Below are 24,731 nucleotides of genomic sequence, written 5' to 3'. Positions count from 1 at the left end.
CGTCCCGTTCGGGCGTCCGCACCCGATCGGCGTCAGCGACGCGCCTCGACGGGCTCGTCGGGACCGACGAAGGCTTCGCTGCGGGCGTCGCCGTCGTCGCTGCCGCCGAAGAGGCGGGCGTCGTCGGGGACCTCCCCGTCCTCGAAGCGGCGGACCCGCCGCTTGGGGTTCACCCACTGCCACGGCAGCGAGCCGGCACCGTCACCGACCTCGGTCCGCAGCCGTGGCAACGCGGTGGGCCGCTGGTCGCGTACCCAGGCCACCATGTGCTCGCGGACCAGGCAGCGCAGGTCCCACAACGCGCCGGCGCTGGCGGCGCTCACCAACGCCCGCAGCTTGACCATGCCGCCGGTCGCGTCCGTCACCTGAAGTACGCAGACCCGACCGTCCCAGAGCTCGGTGCCCTCGACCAGGCGACGCAACTCCTCCCGCATCGCCTGCACCGGGAGCGACCAGTCGACGTCGAACTCCGCCGTGCCGAGCACCGCCGCCTCGGTCCGCGTCCAGTTCTGGAACGGGGTGCTGGTGAAGTAGGAGGTGGGCAGGATCAACCGTCGGTCGTCCCAGATCTGCACCACCACGTAGCTGAGGGTCAGCTCCTCGATCCGGCCCCACTCCCCCTCGACCACGACCACGTCGTCCAGACGGACCGCGTCGCTGAAGGCGAGTTGCAGGCCCGCGAAGACGTTGCCGAGCAGGCTCTGCGCGGCCAGCGCGGCGACGATACCGACCACACCGGCGCTGGTCAGCACACCGGCACCGATGCCGCGGACGGCCGGGAACGTCATCAGCATCACGCCGACGGTGAGCACCACGATCACCACGATGGTCACCCGGCGCAGCATGACGACCTGGGTGCGGACCCGGCGGGCGTGCCGGTTGTCCGGCACGTCCACCCGGAACCGGGCCAGCGCGGTGTCCTCCACTACCACCAGCAGCGAGGTGACCAGCCAGGCGGTGGCCGCGATGACCGCGAGCACCAGCATGTGCAGCAGCGCCTGCCGCCACCCGGTGCCGACCGCGTAGCCGGTGCTGAACCGGACGGCGAACTGCACGGCCAGCACGGTGGCCGCGATCTGGAACGAGCGGTGGGCGTGCTCGGTCAACTCCATCAGGAGTCGTGACCGGTGGCCCCACCGCCGGATCGAGCGATGCACCACCTCGACCACGGCGATGGCGATCGCCGCCGCGGCGAGCGCGGCGACGACCGTCACGAGGTAGCTGTGCACGTGTGGTTCTCCTTCCGGACCGACAACAAGATCCACGCAAAGGGGCAAGTCTGCCCCGGACCGTCGAAACCGGCCACCGCAGCGGTGCTGCGATGGCCGGCGTCGGGACGGAGTACCTCAGACCTTGCGGTAGCGGGCCTGGAGGAAGCAGTACAGGCCGAAGGCGGCGATGCCCAGGCCGACGAGCGACAGCAGGATGGTGCCGAACGCCTGGTCCCGCAGCGTCCGCAGGGCGGCGTCCAGGCCCCGGGCCTTCTCCGGGTCGTAGTTGACCGCGGCCAGCACGACCAGCACTCCGGTCACCGCGAACGCGCTGCCCCGGGCGGTGTAGCCGGCCATGCCGAGCCGCCGGGCGAGCTGGGTGGTCTTGGCGTTCATCTCGCCGGTCTTCAGCCGCTTCATGAACTTCTTCTTGACGCCGTAGATGAACATGCCGACGCCGACACCGATGAGGACCAGGCCGGCGAGACCGACCAGCCACCGACCGCCGGTCGACTCCATCAGACGGGCCGTCATCTCCTCCTGCTGGGAGGCGCTGTCGGAGTTGGCGTTGGAGAAGACCTTCCAGGCCGTCCAGGCCAGCCAGAGGTAGATGACCGCGCGGGCGGCGGAGAAGACCCGCTCCTTGATCCGGTCGTTGCCGCTCTCGGTCTGGTGCCCGACGGCGGCTTCGAGGGCCTGCCAGATCGCCATGGCGACCATGCCGACGGCGATGGCGATGACCACGAATGTGCCCATCGGCTGCGCGGCGAGTGTCCGCAGCGCGCCGGACTGGTCACCGTCGTCGGAGGAGTTGCCGAATGCGATCTGCAACGCCAACCAACCGAACAACAGGTGCACGATCCCGTAGCCGATGAAACCGGCCCGGGCGAGGAGTTCCAGCCACCGGCTGTCGGCCGTACGGGCGGCGGTGGCTTCGGCGTTCCGGGTGAGAGACATGGGGCCTCAATCTCCGGACGCGAAGATTTCCAAACGTGTCCCGCCGCCGCGGGGAAGCGACGGCGGGACGGACGGATCGGACGGCTGTCGGCGTCAGCCGGAATTGCGCGAGATGCGTACCTTGACCTCGGCATCGGTGACGCTGTCCAGGGTGACCGCCAGGCCGCCGACATCGGCGGCCTGCTGGCCGACGGTCAGCGACAGTTGCTCACCGGCGACCTCGATGGTCACCACGTCGTCCTGGGCCTCGACGAGCCGGGCCTCGACACCGAGAATGTTGGCGCGCGCGTCCACCCCCCGGTCGAAGGTCACCGTGCAGGCGTCCAGCCCGCAGTCGGTGCGGGCACCCTCGGAGCTGCACCCCATGAGCAGGGCGGCACCGAGTGCGAGTCCGGCCAGCAGACCGGCCGACTTGCGGGTGGGGACCCTCCAGGCGAGGGTGCGCCGGCGGTGGCCGGCGAGCGATCGGTTCGTCACCGCCTCAGCGTACGAGACGTAGGCGAACGGGCCCGGCGTGCCGAACCGGCGGTGGACAATGGGTCGGTGAGCATGCTGGTCGAGGAGAACGCCGCCAAGCACCGTTACGAGATCCTGGTCGACGACGCGCTGGCCGGGTTCACCACATATCTTCCCCGGGGGGAGGCGCTGGTCTTCACGCACACCGAGGTGGACCCGGCCTTCCAGAACAGGGGCGTCGGCACGGCACTGATGCGCGGCACCCTGGACCAGGTCCGCGCCCAGGGGCAGCGGGTGGTGCCGCAGTGCCCGTTCATGCACGCCTACATCGAGCGCCATCCCGAGTACGCGGACCTGGTCACCAGCCCCGCGTGACGGCGGTCCCACCCAGCAGCTCGGCCACGGCCCGACCGGCGGCCCGGGTGGCCCCGTGCGTGGCGACGTGCACCGCGCCTGTGACCAGTGCGGGCACCCCCAACTCCACCACCACGGCGTCGGGCCGGTCCGCCAGTACCCGGTCGACGGCAGCCCGCATCCAGTCGTGCCGGTGCAGGTCGCGCACCACCAGGACGAGCGGTCGGCCGGCGGCGCCCAAGGCCGGGTCGGCCGGCACCTCGCCCCGCGCGTAACGGGCACTGGTGGTGCCCGGCACCAGCGCGGTCAACGGCGCGGCCACTCCCCACGGGGTCTCGGCCCCGATCGCGATGTTGTGCGGCGGCTGGAACTCGACCACGTGCGCGGGGGCGGCCAACGGCAGCGCGACACCCCCGTCGGCACGGGTGACCCGGAGCGCCCGCCGCGCGGCGACCAGCCCGACGCCCGACCCGCCGGCCGGCACCGGGACACGTCCACCGGCCGTCCGGGCGGCCACCGTCCAGGCTGCGAGCTGACCGACCCGCTTCGCCGCCTCGGCCAGCCGCTCCTCCGGCAGGTCCCCGGCCACGACCGCGTCCACGATGGCGTCGCGCAGGTGCCGGGCCGTCTCCTCGTCGGCGTGCTCACCGCCGACACAGATCGCGTCCACCCCGGCGGCCAACGCCCGCACCGCCGCACCGGCGAGGCCGTACCGGCCGGCGACCGCCTGCATCTCCACCGCGTCGGTCACCACCACGCCGTTGAAGCCCATCTCCTCGCGGAGCACGCCGCCCAGGATCCGGGTGCTCAGCGTCGCCGGCAGCTCCGGATCCAGCGCCGGCACCAGCAGGTGCCCGGTCATCACCGCCTGCACGCCCGCTTCGACGGCGGCCCGGAACGGGGCCAGCTCGACGGCGTCCAGCCGATCCCGGTCCCCGCTGATCCGGGGCAGGTCGTGATGGGAGTCCACCCGGGTGTCGCCGTGCCCCGGGAAGTGCTTGGCGCAGGCCGCCACGCCGCCCGACTGGAGTCCGTGCACCCAGGCGGTGGTGTGCCGGGCCACCACGGACGGATCGGCACCGAACGAGCGGACGCCGATCACCGGATTGTCCGGATTGGAGTTGACGTCGGCGTCCGGCGCGTAGTCCAGGGTCACGCCCAGCGCGGCGAGTTCGACACCCAGGTCGCGGGCGACCTCCTCGGTCAGGGCCGGGTCGTCCACCACGCCGAGAGCGAAGTTGCCTGGCCGGGTGCTGCCCCGACCCGACTCGATGCGGGTGACGTCGCCCGCCTCCTCGTCGATCGCCACGATCACGTCCGGCCGCTCCGCCCGCAGCCCGGCGGTGAGCGCCGCCACCTGCTCCGGGTCGACGACGTTGCGGCTGAACAACACCACCGCGCCGAGGCCGTCGCCGAGCCAGCGGCAGACCCACGCGGGCGGTACGGTGCCGACGAACCCGGGTTGCAGGACCGCGGCGGCCAACGCCGCCAGATTCCCGTTCGCTCGCTGAAGATTCGCTCGCTGACGCTCGCTCATGCCCGCCCTCCGCTACGCTCCGGGCCGCCATGAGGCACCACCGCACTGCACCGATGATTCGCTCGCTGACGCTCGCTCATGCGGTCGCGTACCCCCGTCATCCTCCGCCGCGGACTCCCCCCGCCACCCGGCGGTGCAGCAATGGTCACACCGTGCCACCGAATAGTCAATAAACCTTACAGTTGCCTTGGGAGCGCTCTGCCAGCAGAGTGCGGAGATGGACCCGCTGCTGTTGCTCGCCGACGCGACGAGCCCGGCCGACATCCCCGGCGTACGCCTGCTCGGCCTGGTGGTGGGCGGCCTGCTGCTGCTCCTGGCCATCCGGGCGATGTTCCGGCGCTGACCTCGCCGCCTGGTGTGACCCGCCCCCGCCGGGGTACCGCCTGGCTCTGGACACCATCACGGCGAGGGGGCACCCATGAAGATCGGCTACTTCCTGTCCACTGAGGAGTATCCGCCGGAGCAGTTGCTGGCGCAGGCGCAGGCCGCCGAACGCGCCGGCTTCCAGGCGCTCTGGATCTCCGACCACTATCACCCCTGGACGGACGCACAGGGCCAGGCCCCGTTCGTCTGGTCGATGATCGGCGCGTTGAGCCAGACCTGCCGCCTGCCGGTCACCACGGCGGTGACGTGTCCCACCGTCCGCATCCACCCGGCGGTGCTGGCCCAGGCGGCGGCGACCAGCGCGGTGCTGCACTCCGGGCGGTTCGTGCTCGGGGTGGGCTCCGGCGAGGCACTCAACGAGCACATCCTCGGCGACCACTGGCCGCAGGCCGGCGTCCGGCTGGAGATGCTGGAGGAGGCGGTCGAGGTGATGCGGAAACTGTGGGACGGGGGCTTCGTCAACCACTACGGCAAGCACTACCGGGTGGAGCACGCGCGGATCTACACGCTGCCCGAGACGCCTCCGCCGATCTACGTCTCCGCCTTCGGCCCCAAGGCGGTGGACCTGGCCGCCCGGATCGGCGACGGCTTCGTCAACACCATGCCCGACGCCGAGCTGGTGAGCCGGTTCCGGGACAACGGCGGCGGAGAGAAGCCGTGCCAGGCGGGTTTCAAGGCGGCGTACGCGCCGACCGTGGAGGAGGGTATGCGGCTGGCGTACGAGCGCTGGCCGACCGAGGCGATCCCGGGTGAACTGTTGCAGGTGCTGCCCTCGCCCCGGCACTTCGAGCAGGCCGCCCGACTGGTCGACCCGGAGGCGATGCGCGAGGCGTTCGTCTGCGGCAACGACGCCGACGCACACCTGGCGAAGATCGACGCGTACGCGAAGGCCGGTTTCGACGAGGTCTACGTCGCCAACACCGGGCCGGACTGGCAGGGGCTGATGGACCTGTACCAGCGCGACGTGCTACCCCGACTGCCCTGAGCGGTGACGTAGCGAGACCGTTGCCACACCTGGCGGTCCCCCGTGGCCGGACCGGTGTTTCGGCGCTGGTCCGGCCGGGTACCTGCGGCCCTCGATGAAGCTCACCACGCACTCGATGTCGTTGCGCCGCGCGGCGCGCAGCCTGTTCGGCTGGTCCACCCTGCGCCCCAACCAACTGGCCGCGATGCGCGCGGTGATGCGGCGGCGCGACGCGTTGGTGGTGCTGCCCACCGGCGCCGGCAAGTCGGCGATCTATCAGATCCCGGCGAGCCTGATCCCCGGCCCGACCGTGGTCATCTCCCCCCTGCTCGCCCTGCAACAGGACCAGATCGCCGCGCTCAACGAGCGGCAACGGGCCGAGTTGCGGGCGGTCCGGATCAGCTCGGACGAGTCGCCGGCCCAGCAGGCCGAGGCGATCGCCGAGATCCGCGACGGCCGGGCCGAGTTCCTCTTCATCACCCCGGAGCAGTTGGCCAACCCGGACCGGCTGGCCGAGGTGCGCGCGTTGAAGCCGGCGCTGGTCGCGATCGACGAGGCGCACTGCATCTCGGCCTGGGGGCACGACTTCCGCCCGGACTACCTGGCACTCGGTCAGCTCATCGAGGGCATCGGGCGGCCGCCGGTGGTGGCACTGACCGCCACCGCCTCGCCGCCGGTACGCGACGACATCGTGGCCCGGCTGCGGCTGCGTGATCCCGAGATCGTGGTGTCCGGACTGGACCGACCGAACCTCTTCTTCGAGGTGGCGCACTGCCCGACCGAGGACTACCGGTGGCGGCGGCTGATCGCCCTGCTGCGCGACGAGGAGCGGCCGGGCATCATCTACGTACCCACCCGGCGGGCCGCCGAGGACCTCGCGGCCCGGATCACCGACGCCGACTACCCGGCGCAGTTCTACCACGGTGGAATGTCCGCCAGTGCCCGCGCCCGGCTGCACGAGGCGTTCCTCGCCGACCAGGTGCCGATCATGGTCGCCACGTCGGCGTTCGGCATGGGCATCGACAAGCCGAACATCGCCTGGGTGGTGCACATGGCGCTGCCCGACTCGCCGGACAGCTACTTCCAGGAGATCGGCCGGGCCGGGCGCGACGGCCAGCCCGCCCGCGTCCTGCTGCTCTGGCAGGCCGAGGACGTCGGCCTGCAACGCTTCTTCAGCGGTGGCCTGCCGGACGCCACCGAGTTGCGGGACCTGGCCGCCCTGCTGCGGCAGGGACCGGCCACCAAGAAGGAGCTGCGCGAGGTGACCGGGCTGGGGCCGCGCAAGCTCGGGCAGTACCTGGCCCTGCTGGAGCAGGTCGGTGCGGCGCAGCCGCGCGCCCGGCAGCGGATCGGCGCGCCGCGCTACTCGCCGACCCCGGTGGAGGCCGCCGAGGCGGCCGTGGCCGAGGCCGAGCGGCAGCAGAACCTGACCCGCTCACGGACCGACATGATGCGGGCCTTCGCCGAGACCACGGGCTGCCGGGGGCAGACCCTGCTGGCCTACTTCGGCGAGCAGATGACCCAGATCTGCGGGCACTGCGACAACTGCCACGCCGGCACCAGCACCGCCGACGACGGCGCGGTGGGTCCGTTCCCGGTGCACAGCCAGGTGCGGCACCCGGAGTGGGGCGGCGGCCTGGTGCTCAGCTACGAGGACGACCGGATGACGGTCCTCTTCGAGGAGGTCGGGTACAAGACGCTGTCGGTCAGCGTGGTGTCCGAACAGGGACTGCTGACGCTGGACTAACCTGAGCCCGCCGCGATGGCGGCGGGGACATACCGGGCCCGGCGCGGCCAGCACGGATGGCGCGTGACCGGGATCCGGACGACGAACGGGAGAGGCACGGTCGTGATCGAAGAGCCGGCGTACACCGCTTTCGGTTTCTCCGACGAGGAGTGGGGGTTGCTTGTCGGCCTGCCGCAGGCGGTGCTCACCGCGGCGAGCGCCGCGGAGTCCGACAGCACCCGGGCGACGATGGCCGAGAGCGCGGCCGGGCTGGAGACCATCTCCACCGGTCGGGAGTCGGCCAGCCCGTTGGTGGCCGCCGTGGCCGGGGAGATCGTGACCCGGGTGGGCGACCCGGAGGCCGGTGAGGAGTTGCCGGTGATCGCGCCGGACGACCCGCGCGCGTACGCCGAGGACGTGTTGGGCCGGGCCAAGGCCGCTGCGGCGCTGCTGGCGGAGAAGGTCGACGAGGGCGAGGCCGGCGCGTACCAGCACTGGCTGGTGGAGATCACCGACCAGGTGGTGGGGGCGGCCACCAGCGGCGGCATCCTCGGGCTCGGCGGCAGTCAGGTCAGCCCCTCGGAGCGGCGCTTCCGGGACCGGCTGGCCCAGGTCCTCAACGACTGACCGACGGTGACGGTCGGGGGGCGACACCCGTCGGGTGTCGCCCCCCGCGTCGTGCGGATCAGGCGATCCGACGACGGAACAGCACCGCCGAGAGCAGCACCGCGACCGCCAGCAGACCCAGGCACCAGGCCGCCGCACGGGCCGGCGCCGTGCCGACCGGCAGGTCGAGCAGCAACCCGCGCAGGGACTCGATGACCGGCGTGACGGGTTGGTGTTCGGCGAAGCCGCGCAGCCAACCGGGCAGCGTCTCGACCGGCACGAAGGCACTGCTCGGGTAGGGCAGGAACATCACCAGGAAGGTGTAGCCGCCGGCCGCCTCGGGGGTACGGGCCAACAGCCCGAACGCCGCCGACAGCCAGGAGACCGCCAGCAGGAACAACAGCAGCACCCCGGCGGCGGCCAGCCACCGCAGCGGTGCCACGGCGGGCCGGAACCCGATGGCGACGGCGACGGCCAGCACCAGCACGGTGGAGACCGTGTTGCGGGCGATGCTGGCCACCACGTGACCGCCGATGATCGAGGTCGCGCCGACGTCCATGGTGCGCAGCCGCTCGATCATGCCGTTGGTCATGTCCGTGGTGACGCTCACCGCCGTGCCCGCCGCACCGAACCCGGCGCAGAGCAGCAGCACGCCGGGCACCACGTAGGTGACGTACGCCGAGCCGGTGTCGATCGCCCCGCCGAAGAGGTAGACGAAGACCAGCATCAGCATCACCGGCAGCAGCAGCGAGGTGAGCATCGCGTCGACGTTGCGGCGGGACAGCCGGACGCAACGGCCGATCATCACCGCCGTCTGCGATCCGCGTACCGCCAGCTCAGACATGCGCCACCTGCCGTTTCGCGGGCACCGGAGTGCCGGTGAGGGTGAGGAAGACGTCGTCGAGGGTCGCCTCCCGGACGGTGAACCGGGCCACCCCGTGACGGTCCGGATCGATCTCGTCGAGCAGCGCGCGCACCTGTGCCGCACTGCCGTCGGTGGCCACCGAGAGGGCGAGCCGCTCGGGGTCCCGGCCGGTGACCCGGTCGCCCAACAGCGCGGCCGCCGCGCGGAGGCCGGCCTCCTCGTGCCAGGTCAGCTCCAGCCGGTGCGCGCCGAAGCGGCGCTTGAGGTCGTCGGCGGTGCCCTCGGCGGCGATCGCGCCCTGGTGCAACACGGTGATCCGGTCGGCCAGGCGGTCGGCCTCCTCCAGGTACTGCGTGGTGAGCAGCACGGTCACCCCGGTGCGGGCGAGTTCGCCGACGACCTCCCAGAGCCCCTGCCGGCTGCGCACGTCCAGGCCGGTGGTGGGCTCGTCGAGGAAGACCACGGACGGCTGCCCGACCAGGCTGGCGGCGAGGTCCAGGCGGCGGCGCATGCCCCCGGAGTAGGTGATCGCCTGCCGCCCGCCCGCGTCGGTCAGCGCGAAGCGTTCCAGCAGGTCGGTGGCGCGCTTCCGGGCCGCCGACCCGGACCGCCCGGTGAGCCGGGCCAGCATGGTCAGGTTCTCCAGGCCGGTCTGGGTGTCGTCCAGGGCGGCGTGCTGGCCGGCGAGGCTGATCGTCCGCCGGACCCGCCGCCGGTCGCGCACCACGTCGTGGCCGGCGACCCGGGCGCTGCCCCCGTCGGGCCGGGTCAGCGTGGCCAGGATCCGCACGGTGGTGGTCTTGCCGGCCCCGTTCTGGCCGAGCAGCGCGTGTACGCCGCCGGCCGGCACCCGCATGGTCAGCCCGTCGAGGACGACAAGGTCACCGAAGGACTTCCTCAGCTCGACCAGCTCGACCGCCGGTGGTCCGTTCGTCATGGGTCACCCTCCGCTTTCTGCGTATGCCGTACGCTTATCTGCGTAGAACATACGCAGAAGTTAGGATGAGGGTCAAGCCGGTCCGGTGGAGGTGGAAGTGAGCGACGGCCCCGAGGTCGAACTGCCCGAGAACGTCGCGCTCGCCTGGGGGCTGCGCGAGCGTCCGAGCCGTGGCCCGAAGCGTGGCCTCAGCCTGGAGCAGGTGGTCGCCGCCGGGATCCAGGTCGCCCAGTCGGAGGGGCTCGGCGCGGTGTCGATGGGCCGCGTCGCCCGCGAGCTGGGCGCGTCGACGATGTCGCTCTACCGGTACGTGCCGACCAAGCACGACCTGCTCGACCTCATGGTCGACACCGCGTACGGACCGCCCCCGCGCCCACGTGCCCCGGACGAGGGGTGGCGTCCCGCGCTGACCCGGTGGGCCGAGGGGAACCTGGAGGCGTTACGCCGACAGCCATGGATGCGGCACGTGCCGATCAGCGGCCCGCCGATCAACCCCAACCAGGTCCGCTGGCTGGAGTACGGGCTCGTCGCCCTGGCCGGCACCGGCCTGCGCGGCACCGAGCGGGTCTCCACCATCATGCTGGTCAGCGGGTACGCCCGGAGTTGGGCCACCACCACCGCCGACCTGGTGGAGGCGGCGGTGCGCAGCGGGCAGACCCCCGAACAGGTGGGCCTGCACTACTGGCGGCACCTGGCCCGGCTCACCGCCGACGGGCCGTACCCGGCGATCCACGAACTGATCGCCGAGGGCGACGACGACGAGGACTACGTCGACGCCGAGTGGCGGTTCGGGCTCGGCCGCGTGCTCGACGGAGTCGAGGCGATGATCCGGACGCGTACGGCGGGCGGCCGGTGACCGGTCAGGACCGGTCCAGCAGGTCGAGCACGGCGCGCTCGGCCTGCTCGCGGTCGGTGTCCCGGGTGACCGGCACCACCACACCGTCGTGGAACAGGTCGACCACCCTCGGGTCCACGTAGGACGTCCGGGCCACCGTCGGGGTGTTGCCGAGCAGCTCCGCCACCTCGCGCATCACGCCGGCCACCGCGCGCCGACGGGCGGTGACCGACCTCGGCTGCCCGAGGACGGCCAGTTCGGTGGCCGCCCGGACGGTGGCGTGCCAGGTGCGGAAGTCCTTGGCGGTCATCTCGCCGCCGCTGGCGTCGCGCAGGTAGTCGTTGACCTCGTCGGCCCGCACGTCGCGCCACTGCCGGCCGTCCCAGTAGCCGAACAACCGGTCCGCCGCCCGGCGACTGCGACGCAGATGGGTGAGCACCCGGCACAGCTCCGGGTCGGAGACCCGACGCACCTGCTCGATGCCGCCCTTCGCCGGGAACTCGAAGACCACGCAGCCCTGGCGGGACCGGGCGTGTTCGGGGCGGAGGGTGGCGACGCCGAACGTCGGGTCGTCCCCGGCCGCGTACTGGTCGCTGCCGACCCGGAAGGTGCCCATGTCGAGCAGCCGGGTCACGGTGGCCAGCACCCGCTCGCGGCGCAGCCCGCGCCCGGTCAGGTCGTGGCCGACCCGTTCGCGCAGCACCGGCAGCCGGCGGGCCACCTCCAGCACGTGCTCGAACTTGGCCTCGTCCTGCCGCTGCCGCCACATCGGGTGGTAGAGGTACTGCTTGCGGCCGGCGGCGTCGGTCCCGATGGCCTGGATGTGCCCGTTCGGGTGCGGCGAGATCCACACCTGGCGCCAGGCCGGCGGGATGACCAGGGCACGCAGCCGGGCCAGGTCGTCCGGGTCGCGCACCGGCTCGCCGCGCGGGTCGACGAACGACCAGCCCGGACCGCGTCGCCGGCGGCCGTATCCCGGCCGACCCGGATCACTACGCCGCAACCGCACGATCCGCCCGCACCACCCGTTCCACCTCCTCGACGGCGGCCAGCACCGCGTCGACCCCGACGGCGGTGACCGCCGGATGACCGTCTACCCCGTCCCCGCCCGGGGATGCCGCCGGTCCGGCCCAGAGCACCCGGTGTCGTCGTCGCTCCGGCGGCGGCCCCCATCGGGCGGGCGGGACCGGACCGAAGATCACCACCGACGGGGTGCGGTAGCCGGTGGCCAGGTGCGCCACTCCGGTGTCCCCGCTGACCACCAGCCGCGCACCGGCGACCAGGGCGGCGAGCTGCCCGAGGTCGGTCCGCCCGGCCAGCACCGCGTCGGCGGGCAACCCGACCTCGTCCGCGACCCGTACGGCGGTGGCCCGCTCCCCGGTACCGCCGGTCAGCACCACCCGGTGTCCCCGGCCGGTCAGCTCCCGGGCCACCGCCGCGTACCGCCCGGGAGGCCAGCGCTTGGCCGGCACCTTGGAGCCCGGATGCAGCACCGTCACGCCGGTCGGCATCGTCCCCGACGCCGGCCGTCGCAGGTCCAGGTCGGTCGGGTCGGTCGGGATCCCGTACCAGCGCAGCAGCCGGCACCAGCGCGCCACCTCGTGCTCCTCCTCGTCCCACCCGGGCCCGTCGGCGTGGTCCGCCCGCGCGTCGGCGAAGGCGAACAACCGGTCCGGGCCGGTGGTGGCGAGCAGCCGGTGCGAACGCGGCCCCCGGCCGTGCAGGTTCACCGCCACCTCCACCGGCCCGCCGGGAGTCCCCAGCCGGTCCAGACCGTCGGCGGGCAGCAGCCGGTCCACGCCGCCGACCAGCTCGACCAGCGGGCCGAGCCAGGCCGGCGCGGCGAGCACCAGTTCCCGGTCCGGGTACGCCGCCCGCAACGCCCGCACCGCCGGGACCGCCGTGGCGAGGTCACCGACGCCGAGGGCACGCAGCGCCAGGATCACGGGTACGAGGTCTCCTGCTCGGCGCAGACCACCATCTCGCGGACCGCGCAGCCGGCCGGCTGGGAGAGCGCGAACATCACGGCGGCGGCGGTGTGCGCCGGGTCGTTGAGGATCGCGTCCGGCCCCGGCCGGTACTGCGCGTCGCGGTCGTCGAAGAAGGCGGTCCGCATGCCGCCCGGCACCAGCAGCGTCACGTTCACCGACCCGGCCAGCTCGGCGGCGAGCGCGCGGGTGAACCCGACCACGCCGAACTTCGCCGCGCAGTACGCCGTGGCGTCGCTGACCGCTTTCACCCCGAGCGTGGACGCCACCGTGACGACGCTGCCCCGGGCGGCCTCCAGGAACGGCAGCGCGGCCCGGATCACCGCCGCCGTGGCCAGCAGGTCCACCGCGACGATCCGGTCCCAGGTCTCGCCGGGCACGTCGGCCAACCGGCCGGGCACGTCCACCCCGGCGGCGGTGACCACCGCGTCGAGACCGCCCTCCCGCTCGGCGAGCTGCCGGGTGGCGGCCTCCGCCGCCCGGGTGTCGGCCAGGTCGCACTCGACCCAGGCGACCCCGTCGCCGGGCGCCTGCCGGTCCAGCACCAGGGGCCGCCCGCCGGAGCGGGCCACCGCGGCCACCACGGCCGCGCCCAACCCGCTGGATCCGCCGGTGACCAGCACGGTGCGGCCGGTGCCGGGCGCGCTCATCGGGACACCCCCACGCCGGTACGGGCGGCCGTCGCGGCGATCATCTCGGTGGTGGACCGGCCGTCCAGGTACGGCACCACCACGGTGTGGCCGCCCCAGCGGCGCAGGATCTCGGCCTCGGGCAGACAGTCACCGTCCCCGCCGCCGGTGGCGTAGTCCCCGCCCTTGACCCAGATGTCCGGCCGCAGCCAGGACAGGGCCGCCGCCGGGGTCGACTCGTCGAAGATCATCACCGCGTCCACGCAGCTCAGCGCCGCCAACAGGCGGCTCCGGTCGTCCTGCCGCACGACCGGCCGGTCCGGGCCCTTCAGGCCGCTGACGCTGGTGTCGGAGTTGAGGCACACCACCAGGCAGTCACCGAGTTGCCGGGCGGCCTGGAGGGTCGCCACGTGACCGGCGTGCAGCAGGTCGAAGCAGCCTCCGGTCGCCACGACCGTCCCCCCGGCGGCGCGGACCCGGGCGACCGCGGCGGCGGCTGCCGCCACCCCGACCCGGTCACCGCCCACCGCCGTGTGCACCGCCTGCGGCGCCCGCCGCACCGGCGGCGGCAACGCGGTCGCCACGCCCCCGTCCGCCACGTACGCCGACGCCTCGGTCACCGCCTCCTGCACCGCCTCGGAGAGCAGCGCACCCCGGCCCAGGGCCAGGCCGGCGGCGACCGCGAACCGGTCGCCCGCGCCGCAGGTGTCACCCTCGGCGGCCATCGGCGTCGGCACCACCAGCGGCGTCGACCCGGCGTGGCTGAGCAACGCGCCGTCGGCGCCCAACGTCACCGCCACCGCACCGGCCCGCCAGCGTTGCCGCAGACGCTCGGCACCGTCGGCGGCGGTGGCCAGCCGGGTGGCGGCGGCCGGCGCCTCCACCAGCTCCTGCACCTCCGTCTCGTTCGGTGTCACCAGGTGCACCCCGGGCACCGCCGCCGGGCCACGGGGGTGCGGATCCCAGACCACCGGGGCCCGGGTCGCCGCCAGGGCCGCCCGCAGCGCGGGCTGCCGTGCCACCCCCCGGCCGTAGTCGCTGACCAGCACCACCGACGCCCGCTCGATGACGCGCAGCACCGCCTCGGCGGGTTCGCCCGGCGTCTGGGCGCCGCCGCCCCGGTCATGGCGCAGCAGCACCCGTCCGCCGGCCCGCAACCGGATCTTCTCCGGAGTGGAACCGGCCAGCCGCAACGGGTACACCTGCACCCCGGCAGCGGCCAGCAGCACTCCCAGCCGGGCTCCACCGGCGTCGTCGGCCAGCGCGGTGACCAGCACCACCTCGGCGCCCTGCGCGGCGGCGAAGACGGCGGCGAGCCCGGCCCCGCCGGGCCGGTCGACGTGCGCGGTCTCGTCGAGCACCGGGACCGGCGAGTCCGGACAGAGGCGGTTCACCACGCCCTCCACGTCCCGGTCGAGCAGGGTGTCGCCGACCACCACCACGGGTCCCCTCACACTTGCCTCCTCATGCTTCGACCGGTCGGCCGGCCCCACCGTCCAGCACCACCTCGACCCCGGCGCGGACCGGACCGGCCGCCGGTGCGTCCGACGCCGCCGGCACCACCGGCTCCACGTACGCCACCGTCGGCCGCTCGGCCATCGCCAACTCCACGTACTCGCAGAGCAGGTGACTGGAGACCAGGTGCAGTTCCTGCACGACCTGGGAGTCCGGGCAGTCCACCGCGAGCGCCTCGTGACACGCGTCCGCGAGGGGGTTGGGCGCCGGTCCGGTGAACGCCCAGCACCGCAGCCCGGCCTGGCGGCCCGCCCGCGCGGCGGCCAGCAGGTTCGTGCTGCCGCCGCTGGTGGAGAGCAGCAGCAGGACGTCGTCGGGGCGGCCGTGCGCGCGGACCTGCCGGGCGAAGACCTCGTCGTAGCCGTAGTCGTTGCCGATCGCGGTCAACGCCGAGGTCTCGGCGTGCAGGGCGATGGCGGACAGCGGCTGCCGGTCCTCGCGCAGTTTGCCGACCAGCTCGGCGGTGAGGTGCTGCGCCTCGGCGGCACTGCCCCCGTTACCGGCCACCAGCAACCGGCCCCCGGCGGTCAGGTGCTGCGCCAGGGCGGCCCCCCACCGGACCAGCAGCGGCTCGCACCGCCGGTACGGCGGCAGCGCGGCGGCCAGGTGCGCCAGGTGCGTCTCCAGAGGGTTGCGCCCCGGCATCAGGCCACCACCCGGGTCGGCCGGTGCACGGCGGCCACCTCGGCGTACACCTCGGCGAGACGTTCCGCGGTGACCGTCCACGAGTAGTGCTGCCGGGCCCGTGCCCGCGCCGCGCCCGCGTACGCGAACCGGCGGATCCGGTCGTCCAGCAGCCCGGCCAGCGCCTCGCCCAGGGCCCTCGGGTCCCGCGCCGGCACCAGGTCCCCGGTCACCCCGTCGACCACGGTGTCCCGCAACCCGCCCACGGCGGTCGCCACCACCGGCACCCCGCAGGCCATCGCCTCCAGCGGGGTCAGGCCGAACGGTTCGTACCAGGGGGCGGCGACCAGGATGTCCGCCGACCGGTACCAGCGGCCCATCTCCTCCCTCGGCACCGCGCCGACCAGCCGGACCCGGTCGGCCACCCCGCAGCTACGGGCCAACGCGCGCAGCCGCCGGGCGTACGGGTCGGTCTCCAGCAGCCCGGCGGGCGGGCCGCCCACCACCACGCACTCGGCGTCCGGCACGTGCGCCATCGCGCGGACCACGGTCTGGAAGCCCTTGCGTTCCACCAGCCGCCCGACGGTGAGGATCCGGGGCCGTCCCGGCTCCCGCTCGGCGGCCGGGCCGAGCGGGGCGAACGTGCCCAGGTTCACCCCGGACGGCACGACCGTCATCGCCGAGCGGGGCACCCCCATCCGGACCAGTTCGCCGACCTCGTCGCGGCACTGCGCGACCACCCGGTCCACCGAGCGGCCGAGCTGGAGTTCGTAGCCGATCCGCCGGGCCGGGCTGGTGTCCTGGACGCCCTGGTGACGGCGCTTGACCGTGCCGAGTGCGTGGTACGTCTGCACCACCGGCACCCCGACCTGCCGACCGGCCTGCACCGCCGCCAGCCCGCTCATCCAGAAGTGCGCGTGGATCACCTCGGGCGTCCAGTCGCCGCGCCAGCGCTCCACCAGCCAGGCGCCGAACGCGCGCATGTGCGGCAGCAGCGCGTCCTTGGCCACCGGCTCGGCCGGCCCGGCGGGTACGTGCACCACGTCGTAGCCGTCCGGACTGCGCACGGTCACCGGCAGGTCCACCGCGTCGCGCCGGGTGTAGACGCGGACGTCGTGCCCGGCCGCGGCGAGCGCGGCGGAGAGTTCCGCGACGTGCGTGTTCTGGCCGCCGGCGTCCTCCCCGCCCAGGATGGCGAGCGGGCTGGCGTGCTCCGAGATCATCGCTATCCGCATACTTCCTCCTCCAGCAGCCGGTCCCAGTCGGCGAGGAAACGGTCGAGGCCGTAGCGTTCCCGGGCGGCGGTCCGGGCCGCCTGTCCCGCGAGCCGGGCCACCTGCGGCTCGGCGACGAACCGGCCGGCGGCCTCCAGCAGCTCCTCGACGCGGGTGTCCAGGGCACCGGCGTCCGGCGGCACGGCCATCACCGCCTCGGTGCTGGCCAGTGCCACCACCGGCATGCCGATGCTCATCGCCTCGATCAGGCTCAGCCCGAGCGAGGTCCACCGGCACAGGTGCAGGTACGCCCGGCGGCGCGCCAACTCGGCGTGCATCCGGTGCTGCGGGACGTCGTCGTGGCTGGTGAGGCGGTCGGCGGGCAGGCCCAGGTGGTCGGCGAGCCCGGCCACCTTCATGCCGAAGACGTCCAGCGGGGCGATCTCGGCGAACCGGGGCAGCAGGTCGGTGCCGGTGACCCGCCACCGGCGCACCGGTTCGTTGATCACCACGGCCAGCCGGTCCAGTTCCCCGGTGTACTCCACCGTCGGCGGCACGATGCCGTGGTCGACGACGGCGGTCCGGGTCGTTCCGGTGTCCCAGAACAGCTCGTTGAAGGCGGTCACGTGGGCGACGAGCAGGTCGTCGCGGTCGGCCATCGGGTGGCGGCTGTGCGGCACGTCCCCGTCCTTCGGGGTGTTGTGCTCGACGTAGACCGCCGGCACGTCCCGGCCGGGCCGACGACCCAGCCACCGCTGCGCCAGCTCCAGTTCCTCGGGGCGTTGCAGGACGACCACGTCGACCTCGGTGTCGCGCAACTGCTCCGGGCTCACCTCGGCGGCGCTCTCCGGCCAGGTGTACGTCCGTGCCCGGCCCAGCCCGTACGGCCCCCGGTCCGGGGTGGCCGGGACCAGGTAGCGGTGTTTGCCGTGCACGAACGACGTGGTCCACGAACCGTGCACGTGCCAGAGCAGGATGTTCATCGGCCGCCTCCGGTGGATACCGCCGCACGGGACACCACCGGGCGGGAGGGCACCCGGTCCGGCGGTACGCCCAGCAGCCGGAGCGCCTCGACGACCGCGCCCGGGGAGATCCCGCTGAGGCAGGGGTGACCGGGCACCGGGCAGCGTGCGGCGCGGGTGTCGCGGCATCCGGCGGCGGCGTCGCCGAGGCGTACCGTCGGCACCCGCCAGGGACCCCACTGCCCGAACGGGACGGTGGGGGCGAAGAGGCTGACCACCGGCACCCCGGAGGCGGCGGCCAGGTGCGCCGGGCCGGTGTTGCCGACCACGAGCGCGCCGGCACCGGCCACCACGGCGGCCAGCTCGGCGAGCCCGGTCCGGCCGCCGAGGTCGTGGGCGTACCGGCCGGCGACCCGGGCGGTCAGGTCCCGTTCCTGCGGACCGCCGGTGACCACCACCCGGTGGCCTGCGGCGGAGAGGTCCCGGGCGATCCGCTCGGCCAGTTCCGGCGGGCAGCCCCGGGCCGGCGCGTCCGAACCCGGATGCAGCACCACGTAGCCCGGTGCGCCGGTCTCCGGCGGCGGGGCGAGCGCCGGACGCAGTCGCAGGCGCGGCTCGTCGTGGGCGGGCAGCGCGTACCCGGCGGCGGCCGCCAGCGACAGGGCGCGTTCGGCCTCCGGCACACCGGCCGGCACCCGGTGCCGGACGTCCAGCAGGCTTCCCGGATAGTCGTCGCTGATCGCGGCGATCCGCCGGACACCGGCCATCCGCAGCAGCAGGGCCAGCGGCAACGGCGACTGGTGGAACGAGGTGAAGACGACCGCCTCGTCGGCGGCGACGGCAGCCAACCGGGCGGTCAGCGCGGCCATCTCGGCCGGGTCGACGGGACCGGGCGCGGGGTCGATCCACGGCAGCCGGTGCTCCACGATCTCGTCGACGCCGGGCAGCATCTCGGCGGCGGCCCGGCCGCGCGGGCCGCAGAGCAGCACCACCCGGTCCGCACCGGCGGCCACGGCCCGGATTCCGGGGCCGGTGACCAGCACGTCCCCGACCGAGTCGGCGCGCACCACCAGCACCGTCCGCCCCCGTCCCGCACCGGTCGGCCGTGGCGTGGCCGGGCGTAGCGCCTGCTGACGGCGCAGGATCTCGTCCACGGCCGACGGCAGGTCGGCGGCGAGCCACCCGGCGGCGGCGATCTCCTCGGCGCGGGTGACCGGTGTGGGCACCAGGATGCCCGCCGCACCGGCGGCCAGCGCCGCGGTGACGTCCCGGCCGATGTCGCCGATCATGACGCAGCGCGCGGGTACGGTGCCGAGTGCCCGGGCGGCGGCGTGCACCAGCCCGGGGGCGGGCTTGCGGCAGGCACAGCCGTCCCCGTCGTCGTGCGGGCACACCTGCCACGAGTCGAAGGGGCCGAGCAGGTCCTCGACGCGACGGTGCACCCGGTGCAGGTCCGCCTCGGTGAACAGGCCCCGGGCCAGCCCGGACTGGTTGGTGACCACGGCGAGCCGCAGGCCGGCGGCGCGCAACCGGTCCAGCGCGGCCCGCGCGCCGGGCATCGGACGCACCTTGTCCGGGTCGCCGTTGTACGGCACGTCCTCGACCAGGGTGCCGTCGCGGTCCAGCAGCACCGCGTCGAACAAGACCGGACCGGACCGGTCGACGCCGGTCAGCACCCCGGCTGACCTGCGCTGATCCGGCTCCCCACGGTCCTGTCGCACGGGCGGCGGGTTCCCGGCGCCCCGAGGAGTAAACGTCGCCCGGGACGTGGTCGACGGGTACTCCACGCCGACCAGCGCACCGCCGCTCGCGGGTGGCCTTACCCACGGCCCCCGAGAAGCTAACCCGTGGTGCCGTTAGCCGGGCCGCCCACCTGGGTACGGCCTGTTCGTGGCGATCGTGGAACGGAACATCGAGGCACCGGTACGGCAGGTCTGGGCGGTGCTGGCGGACGGGTGGACCTACAGCGACTGGGTGGTCGGCACCGCGCACATGCGGGACGTCGACGACGACTGGCCCCGGGTGGGGACCCGGCTGCACCACCGGGCCGGCCCCTGGCCCTTCTCCCTGGAGGACTCCTCCCAGGTGCTGGAGTGCGAGCCGGAACGGAAGCTGGTGCTGCGGGTGAAGCTCTGGCCGGCCGGCGAGGGGGTGGTGGTCTTCACCCTGGAACCGGTCGGGCCGCACACCACCCGGGTGCTGCTCGGCGAGGACTTCGCCGCCGGCCCGCTGCGCTGGCTGCGCACCAAGGTCAATGACGTGGTGCTGCACCAGCGCAACAAGGAGACGCTGAGTCGGCTCGCGGACATCGCCCGCCGGCAGAAGACGCCGGACTGACCTGGCCAGGGGGAGCCGATTCCCCCTGGAACGGACAAGTGGCTACGCTCTCGGGGAAGCCTGTCCGCAGACCGAGGATGTCCTCCATGATCGAACCCGTCCAGTTACCCACGCCGTGGGGGGACGCGCTCCTGACCGTCGTGGTACCTACCTACAACGAGGCGGGCAACCTGCCACTGCTGGTCGAGCGCCTGCTCGCCCTGCCGTTGCCGGGCCTCAAGGTGCTGGTCGCGGACGACAACTCCCCGGACGGCACCGGCGAGGTGGCGGACAAACTGGCCATCGAGCACCCCGATCGGATCGAGGTCGTGCACCGGCCGGGCAAGGAGGGCCTCGGCCGGGCGTACGTGGACGGGATCAGCCGGGCCCTCGACGGCGGGGCCGAGTACGTGGCCCAGATGGACGCCGACCTGTCACACCCGCCGGAGGCGCTGCCGGGAATGCTCGGCGCGCTGCTCTCCACCCAGGCCGGTGTGGTGATCGGTTCCCGGTACGTGCCCGGTGGCGAGCTGGACGAGAACTGGCCGCTGTACCGCCGGGCGCTCAGCGGCTGGGCCAACCTGTACGTGCACACGCTGCTGCGGGTCCGCATCCGGGACCTGACCGCCGGGTTCAAGATCTGGCGGGCCGACGCACTGCGCGACATCGGGCTGGAGCGGGTGCAGTCCAACGGCTACAGCTTCCAGGTGGAGATGCACTACCTCGCCACGAAGCTCGGGCACACCATCCTGGAGGTGCCGATCCGCTTCGAGGAGCGGCGCGACGGCGACTCGAAGATGACCACCGCTACCAAGATCGAGAGCGCGTTGATGCCGTTCAAGCTGCGTACCCGGCATCGCGGCATCGAGCGCTGAGCCACCGCGCGACACGCGACCGGCCGCGTCGAGGTGGCCGGTCGCCGCGACGCGTCAGCGGTACACGGCCCGGTGGGCGGTGTCCACGGCCCGGCGGTAGGCACCGCCGGTGAGCGTCCGGTCCCGGGCCAGCGCGGCGCGGGCCGCGTTCGCCCCCGGCGCGCCGTGCACCCCGCCACCGGGATGCGCCGACGCGCTGGCCAGGAAGAGCCGGTCGACCGGGGTGTCGGCGCGGCCCAGTCCGGGCACCGGGCGCAGGAACAGTTGCTGGTAGGGCGCGGCGGTGCCACCACCGATGGCACCGCCGACCAGGCTCGGGTTGGCCTCCTCGAGATCGGCCGGCCCGAACACGTGCCGCCCCACCACCAGGCTCCGGAAACCGGGCGCGGCCGCCTCCAGCACCGCCTCCATCCGCTCCACGTGACCCAGCACGTCCTCGCCGCGCCAGTGCCGGCGGAACGGCAGGTGCGTGTACGACCAGAGCGACTCGGTGCCCGGCGGGGAGTGGCTGGGGTCGGCCACCGACATCTGCCCGACCAGCAGGAACGGGTCGAGGGGCAGCTCACCTCGGGCGAGCGTGGCGGCGTACCCGGTCAACCCGCCGAGATCCGCTCCGAGGTGCACGGTGCCGACGGTGGCCAGCCGCCGGTTGGTCCACGGCACCGGCCCGGACAGCGCCCAGTCCACCTTCAGCGTCGAACCGTCCCACCGGAAGTGCTCCAGGTCCGCCACCAGCCTCGGCGGCAGCGCCGCCGCGCCGACCAGGTCCAGGTAGAGCGCGGGCGCGGGCACGTCGGCCAGGACCGCGCGACGCGCCCGGTACCGCCCGCCGTCGGCGGTGCGGACGCCCATCGCCCGCCCCCGGGCCACCAGGACCCGGTCCACCCCGGCGTCGTAGTGGATCCGGCCGCCCCGCTCGGCCAGCCGGGCCACCAGCGCGTCGGTGATCTTCTGCGCCCCGCCGGTCGGCACCGGCCAGCCGACCTGCTGGCCGAGCATGACCAGCAGCCAGCCGTACACGCCGGAGCCGGCGTCCTCGGTGGACAGGTCGGTGTGCAGCGCCGAGCCCGCCAGCAGCGCCGGTCCACCGGCACCGCGGAACATCTCCTCGCCGAGGCGACGCACCGGCAGGACCATCCGCCGGGCCAGCCGCAACGCACCGCCGGTGTGCAGCCGACGCAGCATGTCCCACCCGGGACGTACCGGCGGGAAAGGGGTGGTGATCAGGTCCAGCATCGGGTCGGCGATGCGCTGCCACTCGGCGTACGCGGACAGCCAGCGCTCACCGTCGCCGGGCGCGAACTCCTCCAACGACGCCGCCGTGACGTCGGGGTCGCGGTTGAGCAGCGCGGCGCGGTCGTCCGGGAAGAGGTGGGCCAGCACGTCCGGGGCGTGCCGCCAGGCCAGCCCGTACCGGGTCAGGTCGAGCCCGCGCAGCACCGGCGAGGCGTAGCCCAGCGGGTAGAAGGAGCTGTAGAGGTCGCTGAGGTAGCCGGGCGAGGTCACCTCGGCCGAGCGCACCGCGCCACCCGGCGCGCCGGTCGCCTCCAGCACCAGCACGTCCCAGCCCGCGTCGGCGAGCAGGTTCGCGGCGACCAGACCGTTGTGGCCGGCGCCGACGACCACCGCGTCGGCTGTTTCGGCGCCGAGAGAACCGGACGACGTCATCCACCGACGCTACCCGGGCTCAACCGGGCGAAACGTTTGCCCGCCGACCATCGGGGCATGCAGCGCGCCATGTACACGGTTGCGCAGCTCATCGGTGGGGTGTGGGGGGCCGGCGGGGAGGCCGGTGACCTGGTGGTGCACGACCCGGCCACCGGTGCCCCGGTGACCGGCGCGCCGGTCGCCACCTCGGACGAGGTCGACAAGGCCGTCGCGGCGGCGCGCGGCGTGGCGGCCGAGTGGGCGGCGACGCCCCCGGCCGAGCGGGCCGCCGCGCTGCACCGGGCCGCCGACGCGGTGGCCGCCGTCGCCGACGAGCTGGCCGAGGCGACCACGACCGAGATGGGCAAGCCGCTCGCCGACGCGCGGGGCGGCGTCGAGGCCGGCATCGCCACCCTGCGGCAGTACGCCGAACTCGCCCCGACCCGGGGTGGGCGGACCCTGCACGGCACGCCCGACGCCCTGGACTTCATGACACCGCAGCCGCGCGGCGTCGTCGCCGTGATCACCCCGTGGAACGACCCGGTGGCGGTGTCGTGCGGGCTGCTCGGTGCCGCCCTCGTCACCGGCAACGTGGTGCTGCACAAGCCGAGCGAACGCACTGCGGCGACCGGATGGCTGCTGGCCCGCGCCGTCGACTCGGCGCTCCCGGCCGGCGTGCTCTCGCTGCTGACCGGCGGCGCGGAGACCGGGGCGGCGCTCGCCGGGGCCGAGGTGGACGTGGTGGCGCACGTCGGGTCGACCGCCACCGGCCGGGCCGTCGCCGCGGCAGCCGCCCGCAGCGGCGCCAAGGTGCTGCTGGAGAACGGCGGCAGCGATCCGCTGATCGTGGACGCGGACGTCGACCCGGTCTGGGCCGCCGGGCAGGCCGCGACCGGCGCGTTCGCCAACGCGGGCCAGATCTGCGTGGCGGTGGAGCGCGTCTACGCGCACCGCGACGTGGCCGAGGACTTCGTCGCCGCGCTGGTGGAGCGGGCGGCGGCGCTGCGCGTCGGGCCGGGCCGCGATCCCGCCACCGACCTGGGTCCGCTCGTCGACCGGCGACACCGCGACCAGGTGCACGGGCAGGTGACGGCGGCGGTCGCCGACGGGGCACGGATCCGTGTCGGCGGGACGCTGCCGGAGGGACCGGGCGCCTTCTACCCGGCCACCGTGCTGGACAACTGTCGGCACGACATGGCGCTGGTCCGGGAGGAGACGTTCGGGCCGGTCGCACCGGTCGTCGTGGTCGACTCGTTCAGCGAGGCGCTGCGGTGTGCCGCCGACTCGCCGTACGGGTTGGCCGCGACCGTACTGACCGGGTCGATGAGCCACGCCCAGCGGGCGTGGCGGGAGCTGCCGGTGGGCACGGTGAAGGTGAACGCGGTCTTCGGCGGTGCCCCGGCCGGGGCGGCCCACCCGCGTCGGGGCAGCGGTCAGGGTTTCGGCTACGGGCCGGAACTGCTCGACGAGTTCACCGCCACCAAGGCGGTGCACATCGAGGCTCCCGGCGGCGGGCACTGGTGAGGACCGCGTACCCGCACGTCGAGGGCCCCGACCCGGCGCGTGACGGCGGGTCGGGGCCCTCGGCGCGACGGTCAGTCGCCGCGTGCCTTGGCGGTCTGCCGGTTGTTGGCCTTCTGGATGGCCGTGACCAGTTCCGGCTTGGTCATGCTCGACCGGCCCCGCACGTCCAGTTCACGGGCCCGCGCCATCAGGTGCTCCTTGGGGGCGTTCGCGTCCACCCCGCCGGCCGTGGGTGCCCGCCGCTCCGGACCACCCCCGGCGGCCTGCCGGTCGCTCGGGCCCTTGCGACCCTTGGGCTCCCAGTGGTCGCCCACCTTCTCGAACTGGTGCTTCACGGCGGCGAAGGCGGTCCGGTGCGCCCGCTCACCCTCGCCGTACGTCTCGACGGCCGAATCGTGCGTCTTCTCCCAGGTGCGCTGTGCCTTCTCCGGGGAGCGCCGCAGCGTGCTGGGCAGTACCTCGCGCCCGGGCATCTCGATCCTCCTCCGTGGTCGGGTCATTCCGACTGGCGTTCCCGGTCCACGCGGCGCTAAACCTCGGCACCGGTTTGCCGTCGCGCGTGCGGGGGTACCGGCCGGGCCACCCGGCGTAACCGGTGCCGGCCG

25 protein-coding genes are annotated in these 24,731 nt (G+C 74.1%); 9 read left to right on the top strand and 16 right to left on the bottom strand.

Features of this window, described 5'->3' with window-relative positions; all coding sequences use genetic code 11:
* Positions 1–32 precede the first annotated feature (32 nt).
* The 3 genes from HUT12_RS10540 to HUT12_RS10530 all read right to left on the bottom strand — a co-directional run bounded on the left by HUT12_RS10540 (position 33) and on the right by HUT12_RS10530 (position 2,645).
* Complete coding sequence (locus HUT12_RS10540) at positions 33–1,229, bottom strand: mechanosensitive ion channel family protein (RefSeq protein ID WP_176093260.1); 1,197 nt, start codon at positions 1,227–1,229, stop codon at positions 33–35.
* A 117-nt stretch (positions 1,230–1,346) separates the two neighbouring features.
* Positions 1,347–2,168, bottom strand: a complete 822-nt coding sequence (locus HUT12_RS10535; protein WP_131054353.1) for a DUF1206 domain-containing protein — start codon at positions 2,166–2,168, stop codon at positions 1,347–1,349.
* 93 nt (positions 2,169–2,261) lie between these two features.
* Positions 2,262–2,645: a hypothetical protein gene (locus HUT12_RS10530; RefSeq protein WP_131054354.1), complete on the bottom strand. Its 384-nt coding sequence runs from the start codon at positions 2,643–2,645 to the stop codon at positions 2,262–2,264.
* Positions 2,646–2,717: 72 nt separating this feature from the next.
* On the opposite strand from HUT12_RS10530, the gene HUT12_RS10525 reads away from it, so the two are divergent.
* Positions 2,718–2,999, top strand: coding sequence for a GNAT family N-acetyltransferase (locus HUT12_RS10525; protein ID WP_254877043.1), 282 nt, complete (start codon positions 2,718–2,720; stop codon positions 2,997–2,999).
* Here the strand turns inward: HUT12_RS10525 and HUT12_RS10520 are convergent.
* Positions 2,983–4,515, bottom strand: a complete 1,533-nt coding sequence (locus tag HUT12_RS10520; protein WP_176093258.1) for a glycoside hydrolase family 3 protein — start codon at positions 4,513–4,515, stop codon at positions 2,983–2,985. The genes HUT12_RS10525 and HUT12_RS10520 overlap by 17 nt on opposite strands.
* 217 nt (positions 4,516–4,732) lie before the next feature.
* Between HUT12_RS10520 and HUT12_RS33170 the strand changes: the two genes are divergently transcribed.
* From HUT12_RS33170 to HUT12_RS10505, 4 genes are all read left to right on the top strand, one after another.
* A complete protein-coding gene (locus HUT12_RS33170) occupies positions 4,733–4,858 on the top strand; it encodes a hypothetical protein (RefSeq protein WP_255446669.1) in 126 nt (41 codons plus the stop codon).
* Between the two features lie 75 nt (positions 4,859–4,933).
* On the top strand, positions 4,934–5,884 hold the full coding sequence (locus tag HUT12_RS10515) for a TIGR03557 family F420-dependent LLM class oxidoreductase (protein WP_176093257.1): 951 nt from the start codon (positions 4,934–4,936) through the stop codon (positions 5,882–5,884).
* A 94-nt stretch (positions 5,885–5,978) separates the two neighbouring features.
* On the top strand, positions 5,979–7,610 hold the full coding sequence (locus tag HUT12_RS10510; RefSeq protein ID WP_176093256.1) for a RecQ family ATP-dependent DNA helicase: 1,632 nt from the start codon (positions 5,979–5,981) through the stop codon (positions 7,608–7,610).
* Between the two features lie 102 nt (positions 7,611–7,712).
* On the top strand, positions 7,713–8,216 hold the full coding sequence (locus HUT12_RS10505) for a hypothetical protein (protein ID WP_176093255.1): 504 nt from the start codon (positions 7,713–7,715) through the stop codon (positions 8,214–8,216).
* Between the two features lie 58 nt (positions 8,217–8,274).
* Here the strand turns inward: HUT12_RS10505 and HUT12_RS10500 are convergent, their stop codons facing one another.
* On the bottom strand, positions 8,275–9,039 hold the full coding sequence (locus HUT12_RS10500) for an ABC transporter permease (RefSeq protein WP_176093254.1): 765 nt from the start codon (positions 9,037–9,039) through the stop codon (positions 8,275–8,277).
* Positions 9,032–9,997, bottom strand: coding sequence for an ATP-binding cassette domain-containing protein (locus HUT12_RS10495; protein WP_176093253.1), 966 nt, complete (start codon positions 9,995–9,997; stop codon positions 9,032–9,034). Before HUT12_RS10495 ends, HUT12_RS10500 begins: the two co-directional genes overlap by 8 nt.
* 97 nt (positions 9,998–10,094) lie before the next feature.
* On the opposite strand from HUT12_RS10495, the gene HUT12_RS10490 reads away from it, so the two are divergent.
* Positions 10,095–10,853 carry a TetR/AcrR family transcriptional regulator gene (locus tag HUT12_RS10490; RefSeq protein WP_254876771.1) on the top strand — a complete coding sequence of 253 codons (759 nt, stop codon included), beginning with the start codon at positions 10,095–10,097 and terminating at the stop codon, positions 10,851–10,853.
* 4 nt (positions 10,854–10,857) lie between these two features.
* Here HUT12_RS10490 and HUT12_RS10485 read toward each other — a convergent pair whose 3' ends face one another.
* The 8 genes from HUT12_RS10485 to HUT12_RS10450 are packed head-to-tail and all read right to left on the bottom strand — an operon-like array spanning position 10,858 to position 19,440.
* A complete protein-coding gene (locus HUT12_RS10485; protein WP_131055891.1) occupies positions 10,858–11,841 on the bottom strand; it encodes a DNA topoisomerase IB in 984 nt (327 codons plus the stop codon).
* On the bottom strand, positions 11,825–12,778 hold the full coding sequence (locus tag HUT12_RS10480; protein WP_176093252.1) for a glycosyltransferase family 9 protein: 954 nt from the start codon (positions 12,776–12,778) through the stop codon (positions 11,825–11,827). Before HUT12_RS10480 ends, HUT12_RS10485 begins: the two co-directional genes overlap by 17 nt.
* A complete protein-coding gene (locus tag HUT12_RS10475; RefSeq protein WP_176093251.1) occupies positions 12,775–13,470 on the bottom strand; it encodes an SDR family oxidoreductase in 696 nt (231 codons plus the stop codon). Before HUT12_RS10475 ends, HUT12_RS10480 begins: the two co-directional genes overlap by 4 nt.
* Entirely contained in the window at positions 13,467–14,903 is a 1,437-nt protein-coding gene (locus HUT12_RS10470) for a PfkB family carbohydrate kinase (protein ID WP_176093250.1), read from the bottom strand. The genes HUT12_RS10475 and HUT12_RS10470 overlap by 4 nt, the downstream gene beginning before the upstream one ends.
* 10 nt (positions 14,904–14,913) lie before the next feature.
* The gene (locus tag HUT12_RS10465) at positions 14,914–15,612 is read right to left on the bottom strand and encodes an SIS domain-containing protein (RefSeq protein WP_176095724.1); all 699 of its coding nucleotides are present in this window, start codon (positions 15,610–15,612) and stop codon (positions 14,914–14,916) included.
* Positions 15,609–16,823 carry a glycosyltransferase gene (locus tag HUT12_RS10460; protein WP_131056821.1) on the bottom strand — a complete coding sequence of 405 codons (1,215 nt, stop codon included), beginning with the start codon at positions 16,821–16,823 and terminating at the stop codon, positions 15,609–15,611. The genes HUT12_RS10465 and HUT12_RS10460 overlap by 4 nt, the downstream gene beginning before the upstream one ends.
* Entirely contained in the window at positions 16,814–17,785 is a 972-nt protein-coding gene (locus HUT12_RS10455; protein WP_176093249.1) for a glycosyltransferase, read from the bottom strand. The genes HUT12_RS10460 and HUT12_RS10455 overlap by 10 nt, the downstream gene beginning before the upstream one ends.
* Positions 17,782–19,440, bottom strand: a complete 1,659-nt coding sequence (locus HUT12_RS10450) for an HAD-IIIA family hydrolase (RefSeq protein WP_254877042.1) — start codon at positions 19,438–19,440, stop codon at positions 17,782–17,784. The genes HUT12_RS10455 and HUT12_RS10450 overlap by 4 nt, the downstream gene beginning before the upstream one ends.
* A 214-nt stretch (positions 19,441–19,654) precedes the next feature.
* Here HUT12_RS10450 and HUT12_RS10445 point away from each other — a divergent pair, with 214 nt between their 5' ends.
* Together HUT12_RS10445 and HUT12_RS10440 are read left to right on the top strand one after the other, a co-directional pair.
* Positions 19,655–20,101, top strand: a complete 447-nt coding sequence (locus HUT12_RS10445) for an SRPBCC family protein (protein WP_176093247.1) — start codon at positions 19,655–19,657, stop codon at positions 20,099–20,101.
* Positions 20,102–20,187: 86 nt separating this feature from the next.
* Positions 20,188–20,955 (top strand): polyprenol monophosphomannose synthase, encoded by a 768-nt coding sequence (locus HUT12_RS10440; RefSeq protein WP_176093246.1) that lies wholly within the window; start codon positions 20,188–20,190, stop codon positions 20,953–20,955.
* A gap of 54 nt (positions 20,956–21,009) precedes the next feature.
* On the opposite strand, the gene HUT12_RS10435 is transcribed toward HUT12_RS10440, so the two are convergent.
* Entirely contained in the window at positions 21,010–22,623 is a 1,614-nt protein-coding gene (locus tag HUT12_RS10435; protein WP_176093245.1) for an NAD(P)/FAD-dependent oxidoreductase, read from the bottom strand.
* Between the two features lie 69 nt (positions 22,624–22,692).
* On the opposite strand from HUT12_RS10435, the gene HUT12_RS10430 reads away from it, so the two are divergent.
* Positions 22,693–24,126, top strand: a complete 1,434-nt coding sequence (locus HUT12_RS10430; RefSeq protein WP_176095723.1) for an aldehyde dehydrogenase — start codon at positions 22,693–22,695, stop codon at positions 24,124–24,126.
* Between the two features lie 71 nt (positions 24,127–24,197).
* On the opposite strand, the gene HUT12_RS10425 is transcribed toward HUT12_RS10430, so the two are convergent.
* A complete protein-coding gene (locus tag HUT12_RS10425; protein ID WP_131052389.1) occupies positions 24,198–24,599 on the bottom strand; it encodes a ChaB family protein in 402 nt (133 codons plus the stop codon).
* Positions 24,600–24,731: the final 132 nt, after the last annotated feature.

This window comes from Verrucosispora sp. NA02020 (assembly GCF_013364215.1).
Classification (GTDB): Bacteria; Actinomycetota; Actinomycetes; order Mycobacteriales; family Micromonosporaceae; genus Micromonospora.
This window is presented reverse-complemented; position numbering and strand designations above follow the sequence as displayed.